Below are 19,409 nucleotides of genomic sequence, written 5' to 3'. Positions count from 1 at the left end.
TGCTAATTTCGCAATTAGGCTGCAACGGCGGCTTTCACCTGCTTGACGATCGCAGCAAAAGCAGCCTTGTCGAACACCGCCATGTCAGCCAGCACCTTACGGTCGAGTTCGATCGACGCCTTCTTCAGGCCGTTGATGAACACGCTGTAGGTCATGTCGTGCTGACGAACCGCCGCGTTGATACGCGTAATCCACAGTGCGCGGAACACACGCTTCTTGTTGCGACGATCGCGATATGCGTACTGACCAGCGCGCATCACCGCCTGCTTGGCGATGCGGTAGACGTTATTGCGGCGACCGCGATAACCCTTGGCCAGGTTGATGATCTTCTTGTGGCGGGCCCGTGCGGTTACCCCACGTTTGACTCGAGGCATGTTTCTCTCCTTAGAGTATCGATTGAGGGGTTACGCGAACGGCAGCATTGCGCGGACGGAGTTCAGATCGGAATCATGAACTGCCGTTGCGCCGCGCAGGTGGCGCTTGTTCTTCGTGGTTTTCTTGGTCAGGATGTGACGCTTGAAGGCTTGACCGCGCTTGACGGTACCGCCCGGACGCACCACGAAGCGCTTTGCAGCGCTCTTCTTGGTCTTCATCTTAGGCATGACGAACAACTCCAGTTTATTAGATGGCGATGGGTGTGCGGTTGGCTTGCGCCCTTGACCCGCCCTTCGAAACCCAGTCCACTTGTGTACGGCGAACCGCTTGCGCAGCCGCCGTCATTGCTGGCGCGTTGCCCTGACCGGGCAACGCGCCGAACCACTGCGAACCTGCGCGCGAAGCGCGCGGGCCCGTTACTTCTTTTTCTTCGGCGAGAGCACCATGATCATCTGGCGCCCTTCCATCTTCGGCATCTGCTCGACCTGGCCGACTTCCTCGAGATCCGTGCGCAGACGCTCAAGCATCCGCATACCGATTTCCTGGTGAGCCATTTCGCGACCGCGGAAACGCAACGTGATCTTCGTCTTGTCGCCTTCTTCGAGGAAGCGCACGAGATTGCGAAGCTTGACGTTGTAATCCCCGTCATCGGTACCCGGGCGGAACTTGACTTCCTTGACCTGGATGACCTTCTGCTTCAGCTTCGCTTCGTGCTGCTTCTTCGATTCCTGGTACTTGAACTTGCCGTAATCCATCAGACGGCAAACCGGGGGAACCGCTTGCGGCGCGATTTCCACCAGGTCAACATCCAGTTCTTCCGATTTACGGAAAGCATCAGCGAGTTTTACGATACCGAGCGGTTCGTTCTCGATCCCGACCAGACGCACTTCCGGCGCAGTGATTTCACCGTTGATGCGATGCGACGACTTATCAGTAGCGATGTTACGTTTCCTCTAAAAATTAAAAAAACGAGCCGCGCTGCCAGGGCGGTTACTTGAACGAGCGCAGGTCTTCCTGCAGACGCTCAACGAAGGCTTCGACCGGCATCACGCCAAGATCGACGCCGCCACGGGCACGCACGGCTACCGTTTGCGCATCACGCTCCTTATCACCCACGACGAGGAGATAAGGCACCTTTTCCAGCGTGTGCTCGCGTATTTTATAGCTAATCTTCTCATTGCGCAAATCGGCCGTCACTCTAACCCCTTGTTTTTGCAACGATTGGGCCAGAGATTGCGCATATTCGGCCTGACTTTCGGCGATATTGAGCACAACTGCCTGGAACGGCGCGAGCCAGGCAGGCATTGCACCAGCGTGGTGCTCGATCAAAATGCCGAGGAAACGCTCCATCGAACCGACGATCGCACGGTGCAACATCACCGGCCGGCGACGGCTGCTGTCGTCGGCGACATACTCGGCGCCGAGGCGTTCCGGCAGCACCATGTCGAGCTGCAGCGTACCGCACTGCCACGAACGACCGAGCGCATCCTTGATGTGGTACTCGATCTTCGGACCGTAGAACGCGCCTTCACCCGGCAGTTCTTCCCACGTCAGACCGCAGGCGGTCAGTGCGTCGCGCAGGCCCTGCTCGGCGCGATCCCACGTCTCGTCCGTGCCCGCACGCTGATCCGGGCGCAGCGACAGCTTGATGTCGATGTGATCGAAACCGAAGTCCTTGTACACGCTCATCGCCAGCGTATTGAACGCGATCGACTCCGAGATGAACTGGTCTTCCGTACAGAAGATGTGCGCATCGTCCTGCACGAAGCCGCGCACGCGCATCAGGCCGTGCAGCGCGCCCGATGCCTCGTTGCGGTGGCACGAACCGAATTCCGCGTAGCGCAGCGGCAGGTCACGATACGAGCGCAAGCCGTGCTTGAACACCTGGACGTGACCCGGGCAGTTCATCGGCTTGATCGCGTAGTCGCGCTTCTCCGACTCCGTCGTGAACATGTTCTCGCGGTAGTTCTGCCAGTGGCCCGACGCCTCCCACAGCGAGCGGTCCATGATCATCGGCGTCTTGATCTCGAGGTAGCCGGCTTCGTTCACGCGGCGGCGCATGTACTGCTCGACCTGCTGCCACAGCGCCCAGCCCTTCGGATGCCAGAACACCATGCCCGGCGACTCTTCCTGCATGTGGAACAGGTCGAGCTGCTTGCCGAGCTTGCGGTGGTCGCGCTTTTCCGCTTCCTCGAGCATGTGCAGGTACTGGTCCTGGTCTTCCTTCTTCGTCCAGGCCGTGCCGTAGATACGCTGCAGCTGCTCGTTCTTCGAATCGCCGCGCCAGTACGCGCCCGCGACCTTCATCAGCTTGAAGACCTTCAGCTTGCCCGTCGACGGCACGTGCGGGCCGCGGCACAGATCGGTAAAGCCGCCGTGCGAATACAGCTTGATTTCGTCGCTTTGCGGAATCGATTCGATGATCTCGGCCTTGTACTTCTCGCCGATGCTGCGGAAGTAGCCCGCCGCTTCGTCGCGCGACACGACACGGCGCGTCACGGGCTCGTCCTTCTTCGCGAGCTCCTGCATGCGCTTTTCGATCTTCTCCAGATCTTCAGGCGTAAACGGACGGTTGTACGAGAAGTCGTAATAGAAGCCGTTGTCGATCACCGGGCCGATCGTCACCTGCGCGTCCGGATACAGTTCCTTCACCGCGTATGCGAGCAAGTGCGCCGTCGAGTGGCGGATGATGTCGAGGCCATCGGCATCCTTGTCGGTCACGATCGCGAGCGACGCGTCGCGGTCGATCACGGCCGACGTATCGACGAGCTCGCCATCGAGCTTGCCACCAAGCGCAGCCTTCGCAAGGCCGGGACCGATCGAGGCTGCAACCTCGGCAACTGTCACCGGATGCTCGTATTGTCGAACTGAGCCGTCAGGCAAGCGTATCGAAACCATAGCAATCTCCGTGATGCCGACAGTGGGCGGCAGACCAGGTACGCGACATGAAAATCGCGCGGGAAAATTTCGCGACAAAAAAAATGCGGCCCCGCTTTCGAGGGGCCGCATTCGATACTTCACTCAGACTGAAAGGGCGAAAGGGTTCCTCGACTAGCGTCGCTCCGAAAAGGTTTCGGTCAACGTTCGCGGTGTCATAACCGTATTCGCCTTGTTCGCGTTGAGTTATTTACTGCATCGAACACCCGGAGACCGGGCATTCTCAATTCGTTGGTAGGCTCGATTGGACTCGAACCAACGACCCCCACCATGTCAAGGTGGTGCTCTAACCAGCTGAGCTACGAGCCTAGAGAAGCTAAGATTATATGGAGCCGTTACCGACTTGGCAAGTGTTTTTATGCGGTCGCAGCAAAATAACGGGGCTCCAACCCCATATCACGCCTTCCGCCCCGCCCGCACGACGCCTTGCACCTCGCCGAGCAGCGTGCACGCGCGCTGCACCTGCGCCGAGTTCGACACCTCGACCGTGAACTGCATGAATGCCGCGTTGCGGCGGCTCTGCGTCTTCACACCCACCACGTTCATCTTCTCGCGCGCGAACACTTCGGAGATATCGCGCAGCAACCCTTGCCGGTCGCTCGCCTCGATCATCAGGTCGACCGGATAGACGGACGCACCGCGCCCGCCGAGCACGTCGGCCGACCAGGTCGTCTGCAGCACGCGCTCCGGCGCGCGCTCGACCATCCGGCGGAACGTCGGGCAATCGGTGCGGTGGATCGACATCCCTTTGCCGCGCGTGACAAAACCGCTGATCGGATCGGGCGGTGCCGGACGGCAGCAGCGCGCGAGCTGGGTCAGCAGCGCGTCGACGCCCACCACCAGCACGCCGGTCGACGCGCCGTGCGCCACGCTCGCGCCGCTGCTGCGCTTCTCGAAATCGGCGGGCGCTTCGGGCGCCGGCTCCGGCGGCGGCGCATCGGACAGCGCGTGCTCGACATTGCGCAGGCTGAACTCTTCCTTGCCGACGACCGAGAACAGCTCCTCGGGCGACTTGAAGCCGAGCTTCGCGGCGAGATTGTCCAGGTTGACCGATGTCTTGCCCTCGCGCTGCAGCGTCTTTTCGACGAGCGCGCGGCCATGCGAGATGTTTTCTTCCTGCTCGATCGAGTTGAACCACGCACGCACCTTCTGACGCGCGCGCGGGCTCTTCATGTAGCCGAGCTGCAGGTTCAGCCAGTCACGCGACGGCCCACCCTCCTTCACCGCGACGATCTCGACCGTCTGGCCGTTTGCGAGCGGCGTATTGAGCGGCACCATCGCGCCGTCGACGCGTGCGCCACGGCAGCGATGACCAAGCTCGCTGTGCAGGTGGTACGCGAAATCGACCGGCGTCGCGCCCTGCGGCAACGCGATCACACGCGCCTGCGGCGTCAGCACGTAGATGTGGTCGTCGTCGAGCGACGTCTCGCGCAATTGCGCCCACGCCTTGTCGCCCGACTTTTCCGCGCCGTCCTCGACGTCATCCTTCCACGCGAGCAGCTGGCGCAGCCATGCGATCTTCTCGTCGTATTTGTCGTTCGCCGAGAACTGGCCGCCGTAGCCGCGCGCGCCCGCCTCCTTGTAACGCCAGTGCGCGGCGACGCCGTACTCGGCGAAACGGTGCATCTCCTGCGTGCGGATCTGCACTTCGAACGCGCGGCCGTCATCGCCGATCACGACCGTATGCAGCGACTTGTAGCCGTTCGGCTTCGGCCGCGAGATGTAGTCGTCGAATTCCTTCGGCACCGGCTGCCACAGGTGATGCACGATGCCGAGCACCGCGTAGCAATCCTTGATGTCCGGCACGATCACGCGAAACGCGCGCACGTCGTACAGCTCGGAGAAATCGAGCTCCTTGCCGCGCATCTTGCGCCAGATGCTGTAGATATGCTTTGGCCGGCCGCTCACATCGGCCTGGATGTTCGCGTCCGCCAGCTCCTGCTGCAACCGGTCGATCGCCTGCGTGACGTACGCTTCGCGCTCGATGCGTTTCTCGTCGAGCAGCTTCGCGATCCGCTTGTAGGTGACGGGATCCTCGAAGCGGAACGCGAGATCCTCGAGCTCCCACTTCAGTTGCCAGATACCGAGACGGTTCGCGAGCGGCGCATAGATCTCGAGCGTCTCGCGCGCGACGTCGGGCGGCGGGTCGATCTTCGCGGCCGCGTAGTAGCGCAGCGACTGCAGGCGCGACGCGAGCCGGATCAACACCACGCGGATGTCTTGCGCGAACGCGAGCAGCATCTTGCGCAGCGCCTCGATCTGCGTACGCCGCTCTTCCGCCGTGTCACGCCCCGCATCGGGCACCGCGTTCTGCGCGGCACGCAGGCTGACGGTACCGAGCCGCAACAGCTTGCGCACGTCGGACACGAGCCGCGCCACTTCGTCGCCGAAACGCTCGGTGAGTTCGCGCTCGGGGTCGCTCAGGTGCGGCGTCAGCACGAACAGCGCGGCCGCCTGCATCGCGGGCGGATCGACGTTCAGCGTGCGCATGATCGCCGCCGTGCCCGCCGAGTGATCGGCGAGCAGTTCGCCCGACGACAGGCGCGCGTCGCCGGCCCGTTCGCGCACGAACGCGAGCACGTCGTCGAACGACGGTGCCGCGACGGGGGAAGCGGAAACGGACTCGGTCATTGCTTGGCCTGGCGGAATACGATCATCGTCGGGTTGCGTCCGGTTCAGCTCCGCTGTGCGGCGACCACCACGATCTCGACGAGCAGCGCCGGATCCGCGAGCTTCGCCTCGACGGTGGCGCGCGGCGGCGTGTTGCCCTGCGCGACCCATGCATCCCACTCCGCATTCATGCCGTCGAAATTCGCCAGATCGGAAATGTAGATCTGCACCGACAGCAGATGCGCCTTGTCGCTGTTCGCTTCGGCGAGCAGGCGGTCGATGTGGCCGAGCACTTCGCGCGTCTGGCCCTTGATGTCCTGCGTGGTGTCTTCGGCGATCTGGCCGGCCAGATACACGGTACCGTTGTGGATCGCGGTTTCGGAGAGTCGGGCCCCGACGTGGTGACGAATGACTGCCATGGAATGTTCCGGTCGTGAGTGGATGGAGATTCGGGTGGCGGCACGGCCCGCGTGCCGTCGAACCGCATATTATGACGCGTTTATGCGCCGCCTTCGACGAAAAACCGCCGCGCGAGCGCAATCTGGCCTGCGTCGACGAACGCCGGCGCATGGCCCACCCCTGGAATCTCGGCGTGCGTGACGTGCCGGCCACGACGCACCATGTCGGCCACCGTCTCGCGCGACAGCAGGTCGGACGTCTCGCCGCGCACGACGAGCAGCGATGCATCCGTCGTCTCGATGGCGCGCCACAGCGCGGCCTCGCCGATTGCGGCCAACTCGGGCGTGGTTGCCTTGAACGGCTCGGCGATGCGCGGATCGTAGCGGACCGTCCAGCCACCTTCGGGCAGTTCGCGCAGCAGCGGCCCGTTGATCTCGCGCCACTCGTCGGCGGTCAGCGCACCGAACGGCAGCGACAGCGACGTCAGATAGTCGACACCCTCCTGCTCGGTCGCAAAGCGCGGCTGCACGCCGAGATATTCGCCGATGCGCGTCAGCGAATCGGGTTCGATGCGCGGGCCGACGTCGTTGACGATCATCCGGCGCAACGGCGAACCGGGCAGCCCCGCAAACGCCAGGCCGATCAGGCCGCCCATCGACGTGCCGAACCAGTCGACCGATTCGACGTCGAGTCGCGCGATCAGCGTCACCATGTCGGCCACGTATTGCGGAATCGCGTAGAGCCTCGGATCGGCCAGCCAGTCCGATTGGCCGCGCCCGACGATGTCGGGGCAGACGACGCGATACGTATCGGACAGCGCCGTGGCGAGCCGGTCGAAATCGCGCCCGGAACGGGTCAGGCCGTGCACGCAAACCAGCACGCGCGGGTTCGCGGGATCGCCCCACTCGGTATAGGCGACGTGGTGAAGGCCGGCCGCGCTCGCACACTGCACGCGCCGCTGACGGGGAATCGGGGAGTTCACGGGGGAAGTGGGCATCGGAGGCGTCCTGCCGAACGGTGCGGCGCGATGGCATGTGGGCCCGGCCCGCCAGGGCAGCCGGGGGATGCGATCGATTGTAAACCCGTTCCGGATCACGAGTCGCCTGACCACCCTTGCGGGCTTGCGGCTCGTGCGAGCGCCAATGAAATGTCACGCGGCCGTGCGGAATCAGGCGCGGTGTTCCGTGTTCAGCAGGCTGCCGATCCAGCCTCCGTTGCGGCCGCGGCGACGGCGCCGCGAACGCACCATCGTGCACCGGTCCGTCATGGCCGGGAAAGCGCGGTTATTTCTGCATGACCGCGCCGATGCTAGCACCGACCACGCACAGCGTGCCGGCGACCTGCAGCGTGCTCATCGGCTGCGCCAGCACGACATAACCGATCCCCGCAGCGATCGCGGGCTCGGCGCTCATCAGGATGCCGAATGCCGATGCGCTCATCCTTCGCAACGCAATCAGTTCGAGCACGTAAGGAAACAGCGGGACGAGCACCGCCAGATACGCGGCATCGATCAGTTGGCCGGCCGGCAAGTGGCCGCCGCTTTGCGCCAGCCCGAACGGTGTCGTGACGAGCGCGGCCACGAACAGCGACGCGGACAGCCCTTGCAGCCCGTCGAACAGCGTGCCGACACGCTTCATCAACACGATATAGGCGGCCCAGCCAAGCGCAGAGCCGACCGGAAAGACCAGCGCGGCCGGCGCCGTCACCCACATGCCGTCCTGCCGCGCCAGCAGCAGCACGCCAGCCAGCGCGAGTGCCGGCCATGCCAGCATCGCCGGCTTGCGCACGCCGATCGTGGCGACCGCCAGCGGCCCGAGAAAGTTGATCGCCACCGCCAGGCCGAGCGGCACGCGACGCACGGCTTCGAAGAAGCACAGCGTCATCGCGGCCATCGCCGTGCCGAGCGCGATGGCGGCGATCCAGCGCTGCCGGGAATAGGTGTGGAGCGGCGGCCGGACGACCACGGCCAGCGCGAGCGCGGCGAAACAGAGCCGCAGCCAGGTCGTGCTGACGGTGCCGTACTCGATCGTCGCCGGCCTCGACAGCGCCGCGCCGAGCTGCACGCTGCACATCGACGCGACGGCCAGCAGCGGCGCCACCGCATTCGTGAAAAGTGACGCCACGCGCTGCGCGACATCCGGTCGTACCGTACTCGATTCCTCGCTCATGCAACCGCTCCGGTTCAGTGACACGCCGATGCTAACCGCGGCCGCATGCTTGATATAAGCTGATAATTCTTATGTCCGCATCAGGAATATTGATGACCCGCGATCTCGACAGCACCCTGCTGCGCACGTTCGTCACCGTGGTCGAAACCGGCAGCGTCAGCACGGCGGCAACGGCGCTGCATCGCACGCAGGCCGCCGTCAGCATGGCGCTGCGACGGCTCGAGGATGAAGTCGGCCAGCGCCTGCTCGAACGCTCGCCGCGCGGCGTCACGCCGACGGCCGCGGGCAACGTGCTGCTGCCGTATGCACACCAGTTGCTCGGCGTCGGGCTCGCCGCCCGTGCCGCGCTCGCCGCAGGCGACATCTCGGGCACCGTAAGGCTCGGTGTCCTCGAGGACATCGCCGTCGGCCGTCTGCCGCACGCGTTGCGACAGTTCGCGGCGTCATTTCCGAACGTCGCGCTCGAGATCGTCGTCGATACGAGCCCCGTCCTGTCGCAGCGACTCGCGAGCCACGCACTGGATTTCGTGATCGGCGACCCCGCGCTGATCCGGGCCGAGCCGCTCACGACATGGCAGCATCCACTGCACTGGGCCGCCGCAGCCACCGCCGACCGCCTCCCTCGCAACGAACCGGTACCGATCGTTGCGTTCGGCGGCACCTGCCCGTGGCAGGAAAAGCTGTTCGCGATGTTGCGCGACGCCGGCCGTGCGTGGCGCGTCATCTGCACTAGCACGAGCCTGTCCGCGATCCAGTCGGCGGTCGAGGCAGGCCTCGGCGTCGCGGTACTGCTCGACTGGAACGTGCGTCGCGACACGATGCGCGCACTCGACCCGCAGGCAGCCGGGCTGCCCGCGCCACCCGCCGCGGATTTCGGGCTGTTCAGCCGCGCGGACCTCGGCGATCACACGTCGGCGGCAGTCACGCTGCAACGCTTCCTGTTTCATGCGCTGCAGCTGGGTTCGCCCGACGACGGCACGCCCACCGGCGAACAACGCGTGGAATCGTTGCAGACCGCCGTCTGACGCGGCCGGGCGCGCATCCCACAAACAGAACGCCCCGCGTGCCTGACGGCACGCGGGGCGAATCGACATGAAAAAACTCAGGCGACCGCGCTGACGTCGAGCGGCGCACCCGTCTTTGCCTGGATCTCGTCGGCGCTCACGCCATCGGCGAGCTCGAGGACCTTCAGGCCGGACGGCGTCACTTCGATCACGCCGAGATCGGTGATGATCAGGTCGACCACACCGACACCCGTCAACGGCAGGTTGCATTCCTCGAGGATCTTGTGCTGATCGCCCTTCGCGACATGCTCCATCAGCACGACGACACGCTTCACGCCGGCGACGAGATCCATCGCGCCGCCCATCCCCTTGATCATCTTGCCGGGGATCATCCAGTTCGCGAGGTCGCCCTGCTTGCTGACCTGCATCGCGCCAAGGATCGCGAGGTTGATGTGGCCGCCGCGGATCATCGCGAACGAATCGGCCGACGAGAAGATCGACGAGCCCGGCAGCGTCGTGACGGTCTGCTTGCCGGCGTTGATGAGATCGGCGTCGACTTCGTCTTCGGTCGGCGACGGGCCGATGCCGAGCAGGCCGTTCTCCGACTGCAGCCACACCTCGACGCCTTCCGGCACGTGGTTCGCGACGAGCGTCGGCAGGCCGATGCCGAGGTTCACGTAGAAGCCGTCCTGCAGTTCCTTCGCCGCGCGCGCGGCCATCTGGTCACGATTCCAGGCCATGTCAGTCTCCTTTCGCGCGTACGACGCGTTGTTCGATGCGTTTTTCGGGCGTCGCGTTCAGCACGATGCGCTGCACGAAAATCCCCGGCGTGTGGATGTGATCCGGATCGAGCTCGCCGTTCTCGACGATTTCCTCGACCTCCGCGACGGTGATCTTGCCGGCCATCGCGCACATCGGGTTGAAGTTGCGCGCGGTGCGGCGATAGATCAGGTTGCCCGACTTGTCGGCCTTCCAGGCCTTCACGAGCGCGACATCGGCCGTCAGCGACGGTTCGAGCACATAGTGACGATCGCCGAACTGGCGCGTTTCCTTGCCTTCCGCGATCACGGTGCCGTAGCCCGTGTTCGTGAAGAACGCCGGGATGCCCGCGCCGCCCGCGCGCAGCTTTTCGGCGAGCGTGCCTTGCGGCGTGAATTCGAGTTCGAGTTCGCCGGCCAGGTACTGGCGCTCGAACTCCTTGTTTTCGCCGACGTACGACGAGATCATCTTCTTGATCTGGCGCGTTTCCAGCAACAGGCCGAGGCCGAAACCGTCGACGCCCGCGTTGTTGCTGATGCAGGTGATGCCCTTGACGGCCGAATCGCGCAACGCGGCGATCAGCGCCTCCGGAATCCCGCACAGGCCGAAGCCGCCCACCGCGAAGGTCTGTCCGTCACGGACGATCCCTTCCAGCGCGGCAGCCGCGCTTGGATAGACTTTGTTCATCAGTTGTCCCTTCCTCTATGGAAACCAGCGAAACCGGTTCACGCGCCACGTGGCCCGCAAGCCCGCCGCATCATTCTATGCATGCACGGCGATGCCTGCGTCGAGGCGCGCTGTTTTTATACCGCGGCAAACCGCCACGAGATGCCTGAAAGGGTACGATGCGGCGCGGATGCGGCACAATACGCAAAAATACATAAGCGTTTGCCTCCGCTTGCCTGCGCCATGCCCGCTCTCGATTACCAGACCGCCTTCCACCTCGCGCCGCTCGGCCTCGTCCTGTCGCGCGACCGCGTGATCGAGGATTGCAACGACGCGCTGGCGTCGATCTTCCGCTGCGTGCAGGCCGACCTGATCGGGAAATCGTACGAGGTGCTCTACCCGTCGACGGACGAATTCCAGCGAATCGGCGAACGTATCGCGCGCGTAATGGCCGCGAACGGCATCTACTCGGATGACAGAATCATGAAACGCGCGGACGGCGAGCTGTTCTGGTGCCACGTCACCGGCCGCGCGCTCGACCGCACCGCACCGCTCGCGGCAGGCGTCTGGACCTTCGAGGATTTGAGCGCGACGCGCCGGGTCGCCGTCGAACTGACCCCGCGCGAGCGCGAGATCGCCGCCCAGCTCGCGACCGGCAAGACCAGCAAGCAGATCGGGCGCGTGCTCGACATCAGCTCGCGCACGGTCGACATCTACCGCGCGCGGCTGATGCGCAAGTACGGCACCAACAATACGCCGGAGCTGCTGCAGCGCCTGCTCGGGCAGTGAATGGCGGCTCCCGGATGACAATCGGCCGCGCATGGCGGCCGATTCGTGAAACAGCAGGCATGGCGTGCCGCCGGCGCCCGGGCGCCGGCCTCGCCGTGCCGACGCTCAGCCGACCTTCGTCGCGAGCGCGCGCTCGATCGTGTCGCGCAGCAACTGGGGCAGCGGTACCGACTTGCCGAGCGCGTAGTCGACCCACACGCAGCGCGCCTTGCCGCGCGCATAGACGTGCTGCGGATCATCCGCGCGCGTAAGCTCGAAACCGGTATCGAAGCTGCTCCGGCCGGGTTTCGCGGCCGACATCTTCGCGATCACGTCGCCCGGATAGTGCAGTTGCTTGAGGAATTCCATCGACGCCGTGACGATGACGGGCCCCTGCCCCTCGCCATTGCCGCCGGCGATGCCGAGTTCCTCGAACCACGAGATCCGCGCCTGCTCCATGTAGCGGAAATAGACCGTGTTGTTCACATGGCCGAACGCGTCCATGTCGCCCCAGCGGATCGGCATCGACATCTCAAATACGGGGGAGTAATCGCTTGTTGCGCTCATTGCAGTCTTCTGTGTTGCTGAATGTCATCCGCTCAGGCGAGGCCGAAGCCATCGTCGGCGGAGATAATCGAGCCATTGATGAACTGCGACTCGTCGGCCGCGAGAAGCAACAACAGCCCGTCGAGATCCTGCGGCTTGCCGACGCGCCGGCGCGGCAGCATCGACTGCAGCTTCTGGCCCTGCTCGGTTTCCCACAGGTAATGATTGATTTCGGTATCGATATAACCCGGACAGATCGCGTTGACGTTGATCCCGTGGCGCCCCCACTCGAGCGCCATCGCGCGCGTCATCTGCACGACCGCGGCCTTGCTCATCGCGTACAGCCCGATCTGCGGGAACACGCGCAGGCCGGCCACCGACGCGATATTGATGATCCGGCACGGCGGCTTGCCGTTGCCGCTGCCGTTCGCGCGCATGATCATCCGCTTCGCGACTTCCTGCGCGACGAAAAACGCGCCGCGCGTGTTGGTATCGAACACGAACTCGAAATCGGCCGGCGTCACGTCGACGAGCTTCTGCATCGTCGAGACGCCCGAATTGTTCACCAGGATGTCGATCGTGCCGGCCTCCGTTTCCGCATGCGCGACCGCCGCCTTGATGCTCTGGACGTCGGTGACGTCGAGCGACACGACGTGCGCAGCGCCGCCCGCCGCCTCGATCTCGGCACGCAACTCCTTCAGGCGCTCGACGCGACGACTCGCGAGCACGACCTTTGCACCGGCCTGCGACAGCACCTGCGCAAAACGCTGCCCCAGGCCGCTCGACGCCCCCGTGACCAGCGCAACCTTGCCTTCCAGATTGATCGAACGACCCATTTGCACATCCCCTTTCGATGTCGTTTCGCCGCTACGGGCAGCATGGCCCGAGCGGCATTACCCTAGCACAAAAATAGAACGATCGTGCTAATCTAGCCGCATGCTGTTGCGGCAAGCGTTTCGTTTCGCAGACAATACGCTCCCGAATAAAAGCATTCTAACGGTTAGAGGAACGCCAATGACCCCCGCAAGCCTCATCGAGCAATATGGCCCGCGCGAATCGATGGAATACGACGTCGTGATCGTCGGCGGCGGCCCCGCCGGGCTGTCGGCGGCGATCCGGCTCAAGCAGCTGGCCGCCGAGAAAGGCACCGAGATCGGCGTGTGCGTGCTCGAGAAGGGTTCCGAGATCGGCGCGCACATCCTGTCGGGCGCGGTGATGGACCCGCGCGCGATCACCGAACTGTTCCCCGACTGGAAGGAACGCGGCGCACCGCTCGACGTCGAGGTGACGGAAGACCGCTTCCTGTTCCTGTCCGAGAAAAGCGCCGTCACCACGCCGAACTGGGCGCTGCCCGCCAACTTCCAGAACCACGGCAACTACGTGATTTCGCTGGGCAACGTCACGCGCTGGCTGGGCCAGCAGGCCGAGGCGCTCGGCGTCGAGATCTTCCCCGGCTTCCCGGCCGCCGAGATTCTCTACAACGACGACGGCTCCGTGAAAGGCGTCGCGACCGGCAACATGGGCGTGGGCAAGGACGGCGAGCCGACCGAGAACTTCCAGCTCGGCATGGAGCTGCACGCGAAGTACACGCTGTTCGCCGAAGGCTGCCGCGGCCACCTCGGCCGCCAGCTGATCTCAAAGTTCAAGCTCGACGCGAACGCCGATCCGCAGGCGTACGGGATCGGCATCAAGGAGCTGTGGGAAATTGATCCGGCCAAGCACAAGCCGGGCCTCGTGATCCACACGGCCGGCTGGCCGCTGAAGTCCGACACCTACGGCGGCTCGTTCCTGTATCACATGGACAACAATCAGGTCGTGGTCGGCTTCGTGGTGGGCCTCGGCTACACGAACCCGTACCTGTCGCCATTCGAGGAATTCCAGCGCTACAAGACGCACCCGTCGATCCGCGCGTTCCTCGAAGGCGGCAAGCGCGTGTCGTACGGCGCGCGCGCGATTACGGCGGGCGGTCTGCTGTCGCTGCCGAAGACGGTGTTCCCGGGCGGTGCGCTGATCGGCGACGACGCGGGTTTCCTGAACGCGTCGCGAATCAAGGGCAGCCATGCGGCGATCAAGACCGGCATGCTGGCCGCCGACGCCGCGTTCGACGCGGTGCAGGCGGGCCGCCAGTCGGACGAACTCAACGCGTACCCGGATGCGTTCAAGCAATCGTGGCTGTACACGGAGCTGTACCGCGCGCGCAACTTCAAGCAGTGGATGGCCAAGGGGCTGTACCTCGGCACGCTGATGGTCGGCCTCGAGCAGAAGGTGATGGGCGGCAACGTGCCGTGGACGCTGCACCACAAGCATGCGGACCACGAGATGCTGAAGCCGGCGTCGCAGTGCGAGCCGATCGAGTACCCGAAGCCGGACGGCAAGCTGACGTTCGACCGGCTGTCGTCGGTGTTCATCTCGAACACGAACCATGAAGAGAACCAGCCGGCGCACCTGACCTTGAAGGATGCGAACGTGCCGGTGAACGTGAACCTGCGCACGTATGCGGGGCCGGAGGGGCGTTTCTGCCCGGCGGCGGTGTACGAGTTCGTGAAGAACGACGATGGCAGCGATCGCCTCGTGATCAACGCGCAGAACTGCGTGCACTGCAAGACCTGCGACATCAAGGACCCGACGCAGAACATCGTGTGGGTCACGCCGGAAGGCGGCGGCGGCCCGAATTACCCGAACATGTAATCCGCCACGACGCGCCGCCGCGAGCGGCGCGTTTTTGCTGGTCGCCACAAACGAAACGGGGCGCTGCCTGAAGCAGCGCCCCGTTTTGCATTCCCAATGGCGAGACGTGCCGCGCCCCGCCCGTTTGCGTCAGGTCGCGCTACCGGCGATCTTCGGCGTCGACGTCTCGACGTCCCCGCACTGCGCGCGATGGCGCAGCGCATGATCGATCAGCACCAGTGCGAGCATCGACTCGGCGATCGGCGTCGCACGGATGCCGACGCACGGATCGTGGCGGCCGAACGTTTCCACCGTCGCCTCGTCGCCCGCCTTCGTGATCGAACGGCGCGGCGTACGGATGCTCGACGTCGGCTTGATCGCGATCGACACGGTGATGTCCTGCCCCGTCGAAATCCCGCCGAGCACGCCGCCCGCATGGTTGCCGACGAAACCGCCCGGCGTCAGCTCGTCGCCGTGCATCGAGCCGCGCTGCGCGACGCTGTCGAAACCCGCACCGATCTCGACGCCCTTCACCGCGTTGATGCTCATCATCGCCTTCGCGATGTCCGCATCGAGACGGTCGAACACCGGCTCGCCCCAGCCGACCGGCACGCCCGACGCGACGACGTCGATGCGCGCGCCGATCGAATCGCCATCCTTGCGCAGCGCATCCATGTACGCCTCGAGCTCCGGCACGACCGCCGCATTCGGCGAGAAGAACGGATTCTCGTGCACGTGCGACCAGTCGACGAACGGCACGTCGATTTCGCCAAGGCCGCTCATGTAGCCACGCACGTCGACGCCGAAGCGCTCGCGCAGCCACTTCTTCGCGACCGCGCCCGCGCCGACGATCGGTGCGGTCAGGCGCGCGGACGAACGGCCGCCGCCGCGGTAGTCGCGGATGCCGTATTTCTGCCAGTAGGTGTAGTCGGCGTGGCCGGGACGGAACGTCTCGACGATGTTGCCGTAGTCCTTGCTGCGCTGGTCGGTGTTGCGGATCAGCAGTGCGATCGGCGTACCGGTCGTCACGCCTTCGAACACGCCCGACAGGATCTCGACCTGGTCAGCCTCCTGCCGTTGCGTCACGTGACGCGACGTGCCCGGCTTGCGGCGATCGAGTTCGACCTGGATGTCGGCTTCGGTCAGCCCCATTCCCGGCGGGCAGCCGTCGATCACGCAACCGATCGCGGGACCGTGCGATTCGCCGAAGGTCGTGACAGTGAAAAGCGTGCCGAGGGTATTGCCGGACATGATGGAACCGCCCAAAGAGAAATGGGCAAACCGACGCGCTGCCCGGGCGCGGGCAGATCGATCGTTTGCCGGTCGAGAAAAGAGGTAAGCCGCTATTATGCCAGCCGTCCCGCGCCCGCGGGCCGCAGGCCGCATGAAACGCCGCCCGGACGCCCGGAACGTGCACGCGCGGCCCGGCTCGTGCGGCGCAAGCCCGTCCGGTCCGGTTGCAGCCGGACGCATCCGGACAGGCGCCCGCCTACTTCCGCGCGCCGCGCAGTTCGGTTACCGCGGCCTGCAGCGACTCGGGCGTCGCGACCGATGCCGGGACCGGCTCGCCGACCGCCAGCGTCAGCCGGCTCATCACGCCGCGCTTGATGGGTCGCGGCATCCGCGCATCGGAATGCCGCGAAAAATAGCTGCCCCACAGCCCGCGCAGCGCCATCGGAATCACGGGTGCCGGCGTGCGGCCCAGGATTTCCGTGATGCCGTGGTGGAACGTGTTGATGTCGCCCGTCTTGGTCAGCTTGCCCTCGGGAAAGATGCACACGAGTTCGCCGTCCTTCAGCGCGGCCTCACATGCGTCGTACGCGCGCGCGAGCATCGCGGGATCCTCGTGGCGCGGCGCGATCGGGATCGCCTTCGCATGCCGGAATACCCAGCTCGCGAAGCGCGTCTTGAAGATCCGGTGATCCATCACGAAACGGATCGGGCGCGGGCTCGCGGCGGCCAGCACGAGCGCATCGACGTAGCTGACGTGGTTGCACACGAGCACGGCCGCGCCTTCCGCCGGAATCCGCTCCGCGTGCACGAGACGAATCCGGTAGAACGTGTGGACGAGCACCCACGCGACGAAGCGGAGCAGGAACTCCGGCACGAGCAGATAGATATAGGCCGCGACGATCACGTTCAACAGCGCGGTGACGAGGAACAGCCCCGGGATGTCGACGCCGGCCTTGGTCAGCCCCATCGCCATCACGGCCGACAGGATCATGAACAGCGCGTTCAGGATGTTGTTCGCGGCGATGATCCGCGCGCGGTGCGTCGGCGCGCTGCGGCTCTGGATCAGCGCGTACAGCGGCACGCTGTAGAAGCCGCCGAACATCGCGAGCAGGAACAGGTCCGCCAGGATGCGCCAGTGGCGCGCGCCGGCCAGGAATTCGCCGACCGACAGCAGATGGCCGGGCGACGGCAGCGCGCGGCTCGCGAAATACAGCTCGATCGCGAACACGCTGATGCCGATCGAGCCGAGCGGCACGAGGCCGATCTCGACGCGCCGCTGCGACAGCCGTTCGCACAGCAGCGATCCGAGGCCGATACCGACCGAGAACGTCGCGAGCAGGACCGTGACGACGTCAGGGCTCGCCGACAGCACGTCCTTCGCGAAATTGAAGAACGACGTGAGGAACGTCGCGCCGACGAACCACAGCCACGAGATGCCGAGCAGGCTCAGGAACACGGTGCGGTTCTGCCGTGCGAGCCCGAGATTGCGCCAGGTCTCGCTGACCGGATTCCAGTTGATCACGAGATCGGGCTGCGGCGCCGGCGTGGAAGGCACGCGCTGCGCGACGAGACGCCCCGCGATCGCGATGACGAGCACGCTCACCGCGAGCACGCGCTCGCCGGCACCTTCGATGCCCGCGGCCGCGCCGCCGATGATCGTGCCGATCAGGATCGCGATGAACGTGCCCATCTCGACGAGGCCGTTGCCGCCGACCAGCTCATGCTCGCCGAGATGCTGCGGCAGGTACGAATACTTGACGGGCCCGAACAGCGTCGAGTGCATCCCCATCATGAACGTGCACAGATACAGCAGCGGCGCGCTGTGCATGACGAAGCCCGCCGCGCCGACCAGCATCAGCACGATCTCGAAGGTCTTCACGAAACGCGTGAGGGTCGCCTTGTCGTACTTGTCGGCGATCTGGCCGGACGTCGCCGAGAACAGCACGAACGGCAGGATGAAGATCGCGGAAATCAGGAAGGCCGCCGTCTTCGCATCGACACCGGCGAATCGCGCGGTGTGATAGGTGACGAGCGACGTGAAGCCGATCTTGAAGACGTTGTCGTTCAGCGCACCGAGGAACTGGGTCGTGAAGAACGGCGCGAAACGGCGCTCGCGCAGCAGGTCGAACTGCGACGCGTGCGCGTGCCGTTCGTCGCGCCGCCTGGAAGTGGCTTGCGTTTGATCGCTCATGCGGAATACGCGCGCGCCGTCTGGGCGACGCTGCACGGGCCTTGTGTGGTCATTGGAAAAACGGCGGCGCAGGACAAGCCTGCGCCGCCGCGTGCCGGGTGGCGGCGCCCGCGCATGACGGCGACGGGCGCGGCGTGGTTCACGACTTGTGCGCTTCGGCTTCCGATTCCGGCCAGTCGCGGATGTACGCCTTCAGCATGCGGTTCTCGAAGCTCTGCGCCTCGACGACCGTCTTCGCGACGTCGTAGAACGAAATAACGCCCATCAGCACCTTCTTGTCGAGCACCGGCATATAGCGCGCATGGCGCTCGAGCATCATCCGGCGCACTTCGTTGACATCCGTTTCCGGCGTGCACGTGAGCGGCTCGTCCATCACCTTGCGCACCTGCACGTCGCCAATCGCACCGCCGTTCACGTGCAGGCGCAGGATGATCTCGCGGAACGTCAGCATCCCGACGAGATCGCCGTACTCCATCACGACGAGCGAACCGATGTCGTGCTCGGCCATCGTGTCGACCGCTTCGCGCAGCGGCTTGTCGGGCGTCACCGTAAACAGCGTGTTGCCCTTAACTTTCAGAATATCGCTGACGCGCATCGTAGTCCCCTCATGCTTGAATGCAAAACCTCTTTCGATCCTATCGGAAAGCCTGTCAAAAGGAAAGCGCGGGCCCGTGCGGCGGGCCGCCGCCCCGCTTGCGGAAGCCGGCCGCCGGCAGCACAATGGCCCCATGAACAGCGGCCCGAGGAGACGGCCATGGCGCATACGCATACGGAGCAATTCGCCAGCTTCGCTGATTTCTACCCGTATTACCTGAACGAACACCAGAACCTGACGTCGCGGCGGCTGCACTTCGTCGGCTCGCTCGGCGTGATCGGCTGCGTCGCGATGGCGATCGCGACCGGCGACTGGCTGTGGCTGCCGGCGGCGATCGTCTGCGGCTACGGGTTCGCGTGGGTCGGACACTTCTTCTTCGAGAAGAACCGCCCGGCCACGTTCCGGCACCCGATCTACAGCCTGATGGGCGACTGGGTGATGTTCAAGGACATCTGCACCGGCAAGATCCCGCTGTAACGGCCAGGCACCCC

At 64.9% G+C, this 19,409-nt stretch carries 19 protein-coding genes and 1 tRNA gene; 4 read left to right on the top strand and 16 right to left on the bottom strand.

The window, feature by feature from the left end:
- Nucleotides 1-14: 14 nt before the first annotated feature.
- From rplT to AB3K92_RS30000, 9 genes are all read right to left on the bottom strand, one after another.
- Nucleotides 15-374 (bottom strand): 50S ribosomal protein L20, encoded by a 360-nt coding sequence (gene rplT / locus AB3K92_RS30040; protein ID WP_004192938.1) that lies wholly within the window; start codon nucleotides 372-374, stop codon nucleotides 15-17.
- Nucleotides 375-404: 30 nt separating this feature from the next.
- On the bottom strand, nucleotides 405-602 hold the full coding sequence (gene rpmI, locus AB3K92_RS30035; protein ID WP_004191477.1) for a 50S ribosomal protein L35: 198 nt from the start codon (nucleotides 600-602) through the stop codon (nucleotides 405-407).
- 189 nt (nucleotides 603-791) lie between these two features.
- Nucleotides 792-1,316 (bottom strand): translation initiation factor IF-3, encoded by a 525-nt coding sequence (infC, locus tag AB3K92_RS30030; RefSeq protein WP_071734130.1) that lies wholly within the window; start codon nucleotides 1,314-1,316, stop codon nucleotides 792-794.
- Between the two features lie 49 nt (nucleotides 1,317-1,365).
- Complete coding sequence (gene thrS, locus AB3K92_RS30025; RefSeq protein WP_027787704.1) at nucleotides 1,366-3,273, bottom strand: threonine--tRNA ligase; 1,908 nt, start codon at nucleotides 3,271-3,273, stop codon at nucleotides 1,366-1,368.
- Between the two features lie 271 nt (nucleotides 3,274-3,544).
- Nucleotides 3,545-3,621: transfer RNA gene (locus AB3K92_RS30020), tRNA-Val, on the bottom strand.
- An 87-nt stretch (nucleotides 3,622-3,708) separates the two neighbouring features.
- Entirely contained in the window at nucleotides 3,709-5,943 is a 2,235-nt protein-coding gene (locus AB3K92_RS30015) for a bifunctional (p)ppGpp synthetase/guanosine-3',5'-bis(diphosphate) 3'-pyrophosphohydrolase (protein ID WP_193094025.1), read from the bottom strand.
- A 44-nt stretch (nucleotides 5,944-5,987) separates the two neighbouring features.
- Nucleotides 5,988-6,341: a RidA family protein gene (locus AB3K92_RS30010; protein WP_021162422.1), complete on the bottom strand. Its 354-nt coding sequence runs from the start codon at nucleotides 6,339-6,341 to the stop codon at nucleotides 5,988-5,990.
- A gap of 80 nt (nucleotides 6,342-6,421) precedes the next feature.
- Nucleotides 6,422-7,318, bottom strand: a complete 897-nt coding sequence (locus AB3K92_RS30005) for an alpha/beta fold hydrolase (RefSeq protein WP_111997520.1) — start codon at nucleotides 7,316-7,318, stop codon at nucleotides 6,422-6,424.
- A gap of 286 nt (nucleotides 7,319-7,604) precedes the next feature.
- A complete protein-coding gene (locus AB3K92_RS30000; RefSeq protein WP_111997519.1) occupies nucleotides 7,605-8,489 on the bottom strand; it encodes a DMT family transporter in 885 nt (294 codons plus the stop codon).
- A gap of 92 nt (nucleotides 8,490-8,581) precedes the next feature.
- On the opposite strand from AB3K92_RS30000, the gene AB3K92_RS29995 reads away from it, so the two are divergent.
- Nucleotides 8,582-9,514 carry a LysR family transcriptional regulator gene (locus AB3K92_RS29995; protein WP_048025577.1) on the top strand — a complete coding sequence of 311 codons (933 nt, stop codon included), beginning with the start codon at nucleotides 8,582-8,584 and terminating at the stop codon, nucleotides 9,512-9,514.
- Between the two features lie 77 nt (nucleotides 9,515-9,591).
- On the opposite strand, the gene AB3K92_RS29990 is transcribed toward AB3K92_RS29995, so the two are convergent.
- Nucleotides 9,592-10,233 carry a CoA transferase subunit B gene (locus AB3K92_RS29990; protein WP_021162427.1) on the bottom strand — a complete coding sequence of 214 codons (642 nt, stop codon included), beginning with the start codon at nucleotides 10,231-10,233 and terminating at the stop codon, nucleotides 9,592-9,594.
- A 1-nt stretch (nucleotide 10,234) separates the two neighbouring features.
- Nucleotides 10,235-10,939, bottom strand: a complete 705-nt coding sequence (locus tag AB3K92_RS29985; protein ID WP_021162428.1) for a CoA transferase subunit A — start codon at nucleotides 10,937-10,939, stop codon at nucleotides 10,235-10,237.
- A 222-nt stretch (nucleotides 10,940-11,161) separates the two neighbouring features.
- On the opposite strand from AB3K92_RS29985, the gene AB3K92_RS29980 reads away from it, so the two are divergent.
- Entirely contained in the window at nucleotides 11,162-11,707 is a 546-nt protein-coding gene (locus tag AB3K92_RS29980) for a LuxR C-terminal-related transcriptional regulator (protein WP_369466467.1), read from the top strand.
- 105 nt (nucleotides 11,708-11,812) lie between these two features.
- On the opposite strand, the gene AB3K92_RS29975 is transcribed toward AB3K92_RS29980, so the two are convergent.
- Together AB3K92_RS29975 and AB3K92_RS29970 are read right to left on the bottom strand one after the other, a co-directional pair.
- Entirely contained in the window at nucleotides 11,813-12,253 is a 441-nt protein-coding gene (locus tag AB3K92_RS29975; protein ID WP_027787712.1) for a thioesterase family protein, read from the bottom strand.
- Nucleotides 12,254-12,285: 32 nt separating this feature from the next.
- On the bottom strand, nucleotides 12,286-13,068 hold the full coding sequence (locus AB3K92_RS29970) for an SDR family oxidoreductase (RefSeq protein WP_011351770.1): 783 nt from the start codon (nucleotides 13,066-13,068) through the stop codon (nucleotides 12,286-12,288).
- A gap of 178 nt (nucleotides 13,069-13,246) precedes the next feature.
- On the opposite strand from AB3K92_RS29970, the gene AB3K92_RS29965 reads away from it, so the two are divergent.
- Nucleotides 13,247-14,920: an electron transfer flavoprotein-ubiquinone oxidoreductase gene (locus AB3K92_RS29965; RefSeq protein WP_048025575.1), complete on the top strand. Its 1,674-nt coding sequence runs from the start codon at nucleotides 13,247-13,249 to the stop codon at nucleotides 14,918-14,920.
- A 129-nt stretch (nucleotides 14,921-15,049) separates the two neighbouring features.
- Here the strand turns inward: AB3K92_RS29965 and aroC are convergent, their stop codons facing one another.
- The 3 genes from aroC to AB3K92_RS29950 all read right to left on the bottom strand — a co-directional run bounded on the left by aroC (nucleotide 15,050) and on the right by AB3K92_RS29950 (nucleotide 18,918).
- Nucleotides 15,050-16,150 (bottom strand): chorismate synthase, encoded by a 1,101-nt coding sequence (gene aroC / locus AB3K92_RS29960; protein ID WP_369466466.1) that lies wholly within the window; start codon nucleotides 16,148-16,150, stop codon nucleotides 15,050-15,052.
- Between the two features lie 238 nt (nucleotides 16,151-16,388).
- Nucleotides 16,389-18,323 (bottom strand): MFS transporter, encoded by a 1,935-nt coding sequence (locus tag AB3K92_RS29955; protein WP_021160806.1) that lies wholly within the window; start codon nucleotides 18,321-18,323, stop codon nucleotides 16,389-16,391.
- Between the two features lie 139 nt (nucleotides 18,324-18,462).
- Entirely contained in the window at nucleotides 18,463-18,918 is a 456-nt protein-coding gene (locus tag AB3K92_RS29950) for a CBS domain-containing protein (protein ID WP_006755543.1), read from the bottom strand.
- Nucleotides 18,919-19,077: 159 nt separating this feature from the next.
- Between AB3K92_RS29950 and AB3K92_RS29945 the strand changes: the two genes are divergently transcribed.
- The gene (locus AB3K92_RS29945) at nucleotides 19,078-19,395 is read left to right on the top strand and encodes an Mpo1-like protein (protein ID WP_021160807.1); all 318 of its coding nucleotides are present in this window, start codon (nucleotides 19,078-19,080) and stop codon (nucleotides 19,393-19,395) included.
- The last annotated feature ends 14 nt before the right edge of the window (nucleotides 19,396-19,409 follow it).

The sequence above is a fragment of the Burkholderia sp. Bmkn7 genome (assembly GCF_041103175.1).
GTDB lineage: Bacteria > Pseudomonadota > Gammaproteobacteria > Burkholderiales > Burkholderiaceae > Burkholderia > Burkholderia cepacia.
Note: the sequence above shows the minus strand (reverse complement) of the source record. Positions and strands in the feature narration are given on the sequence as shown.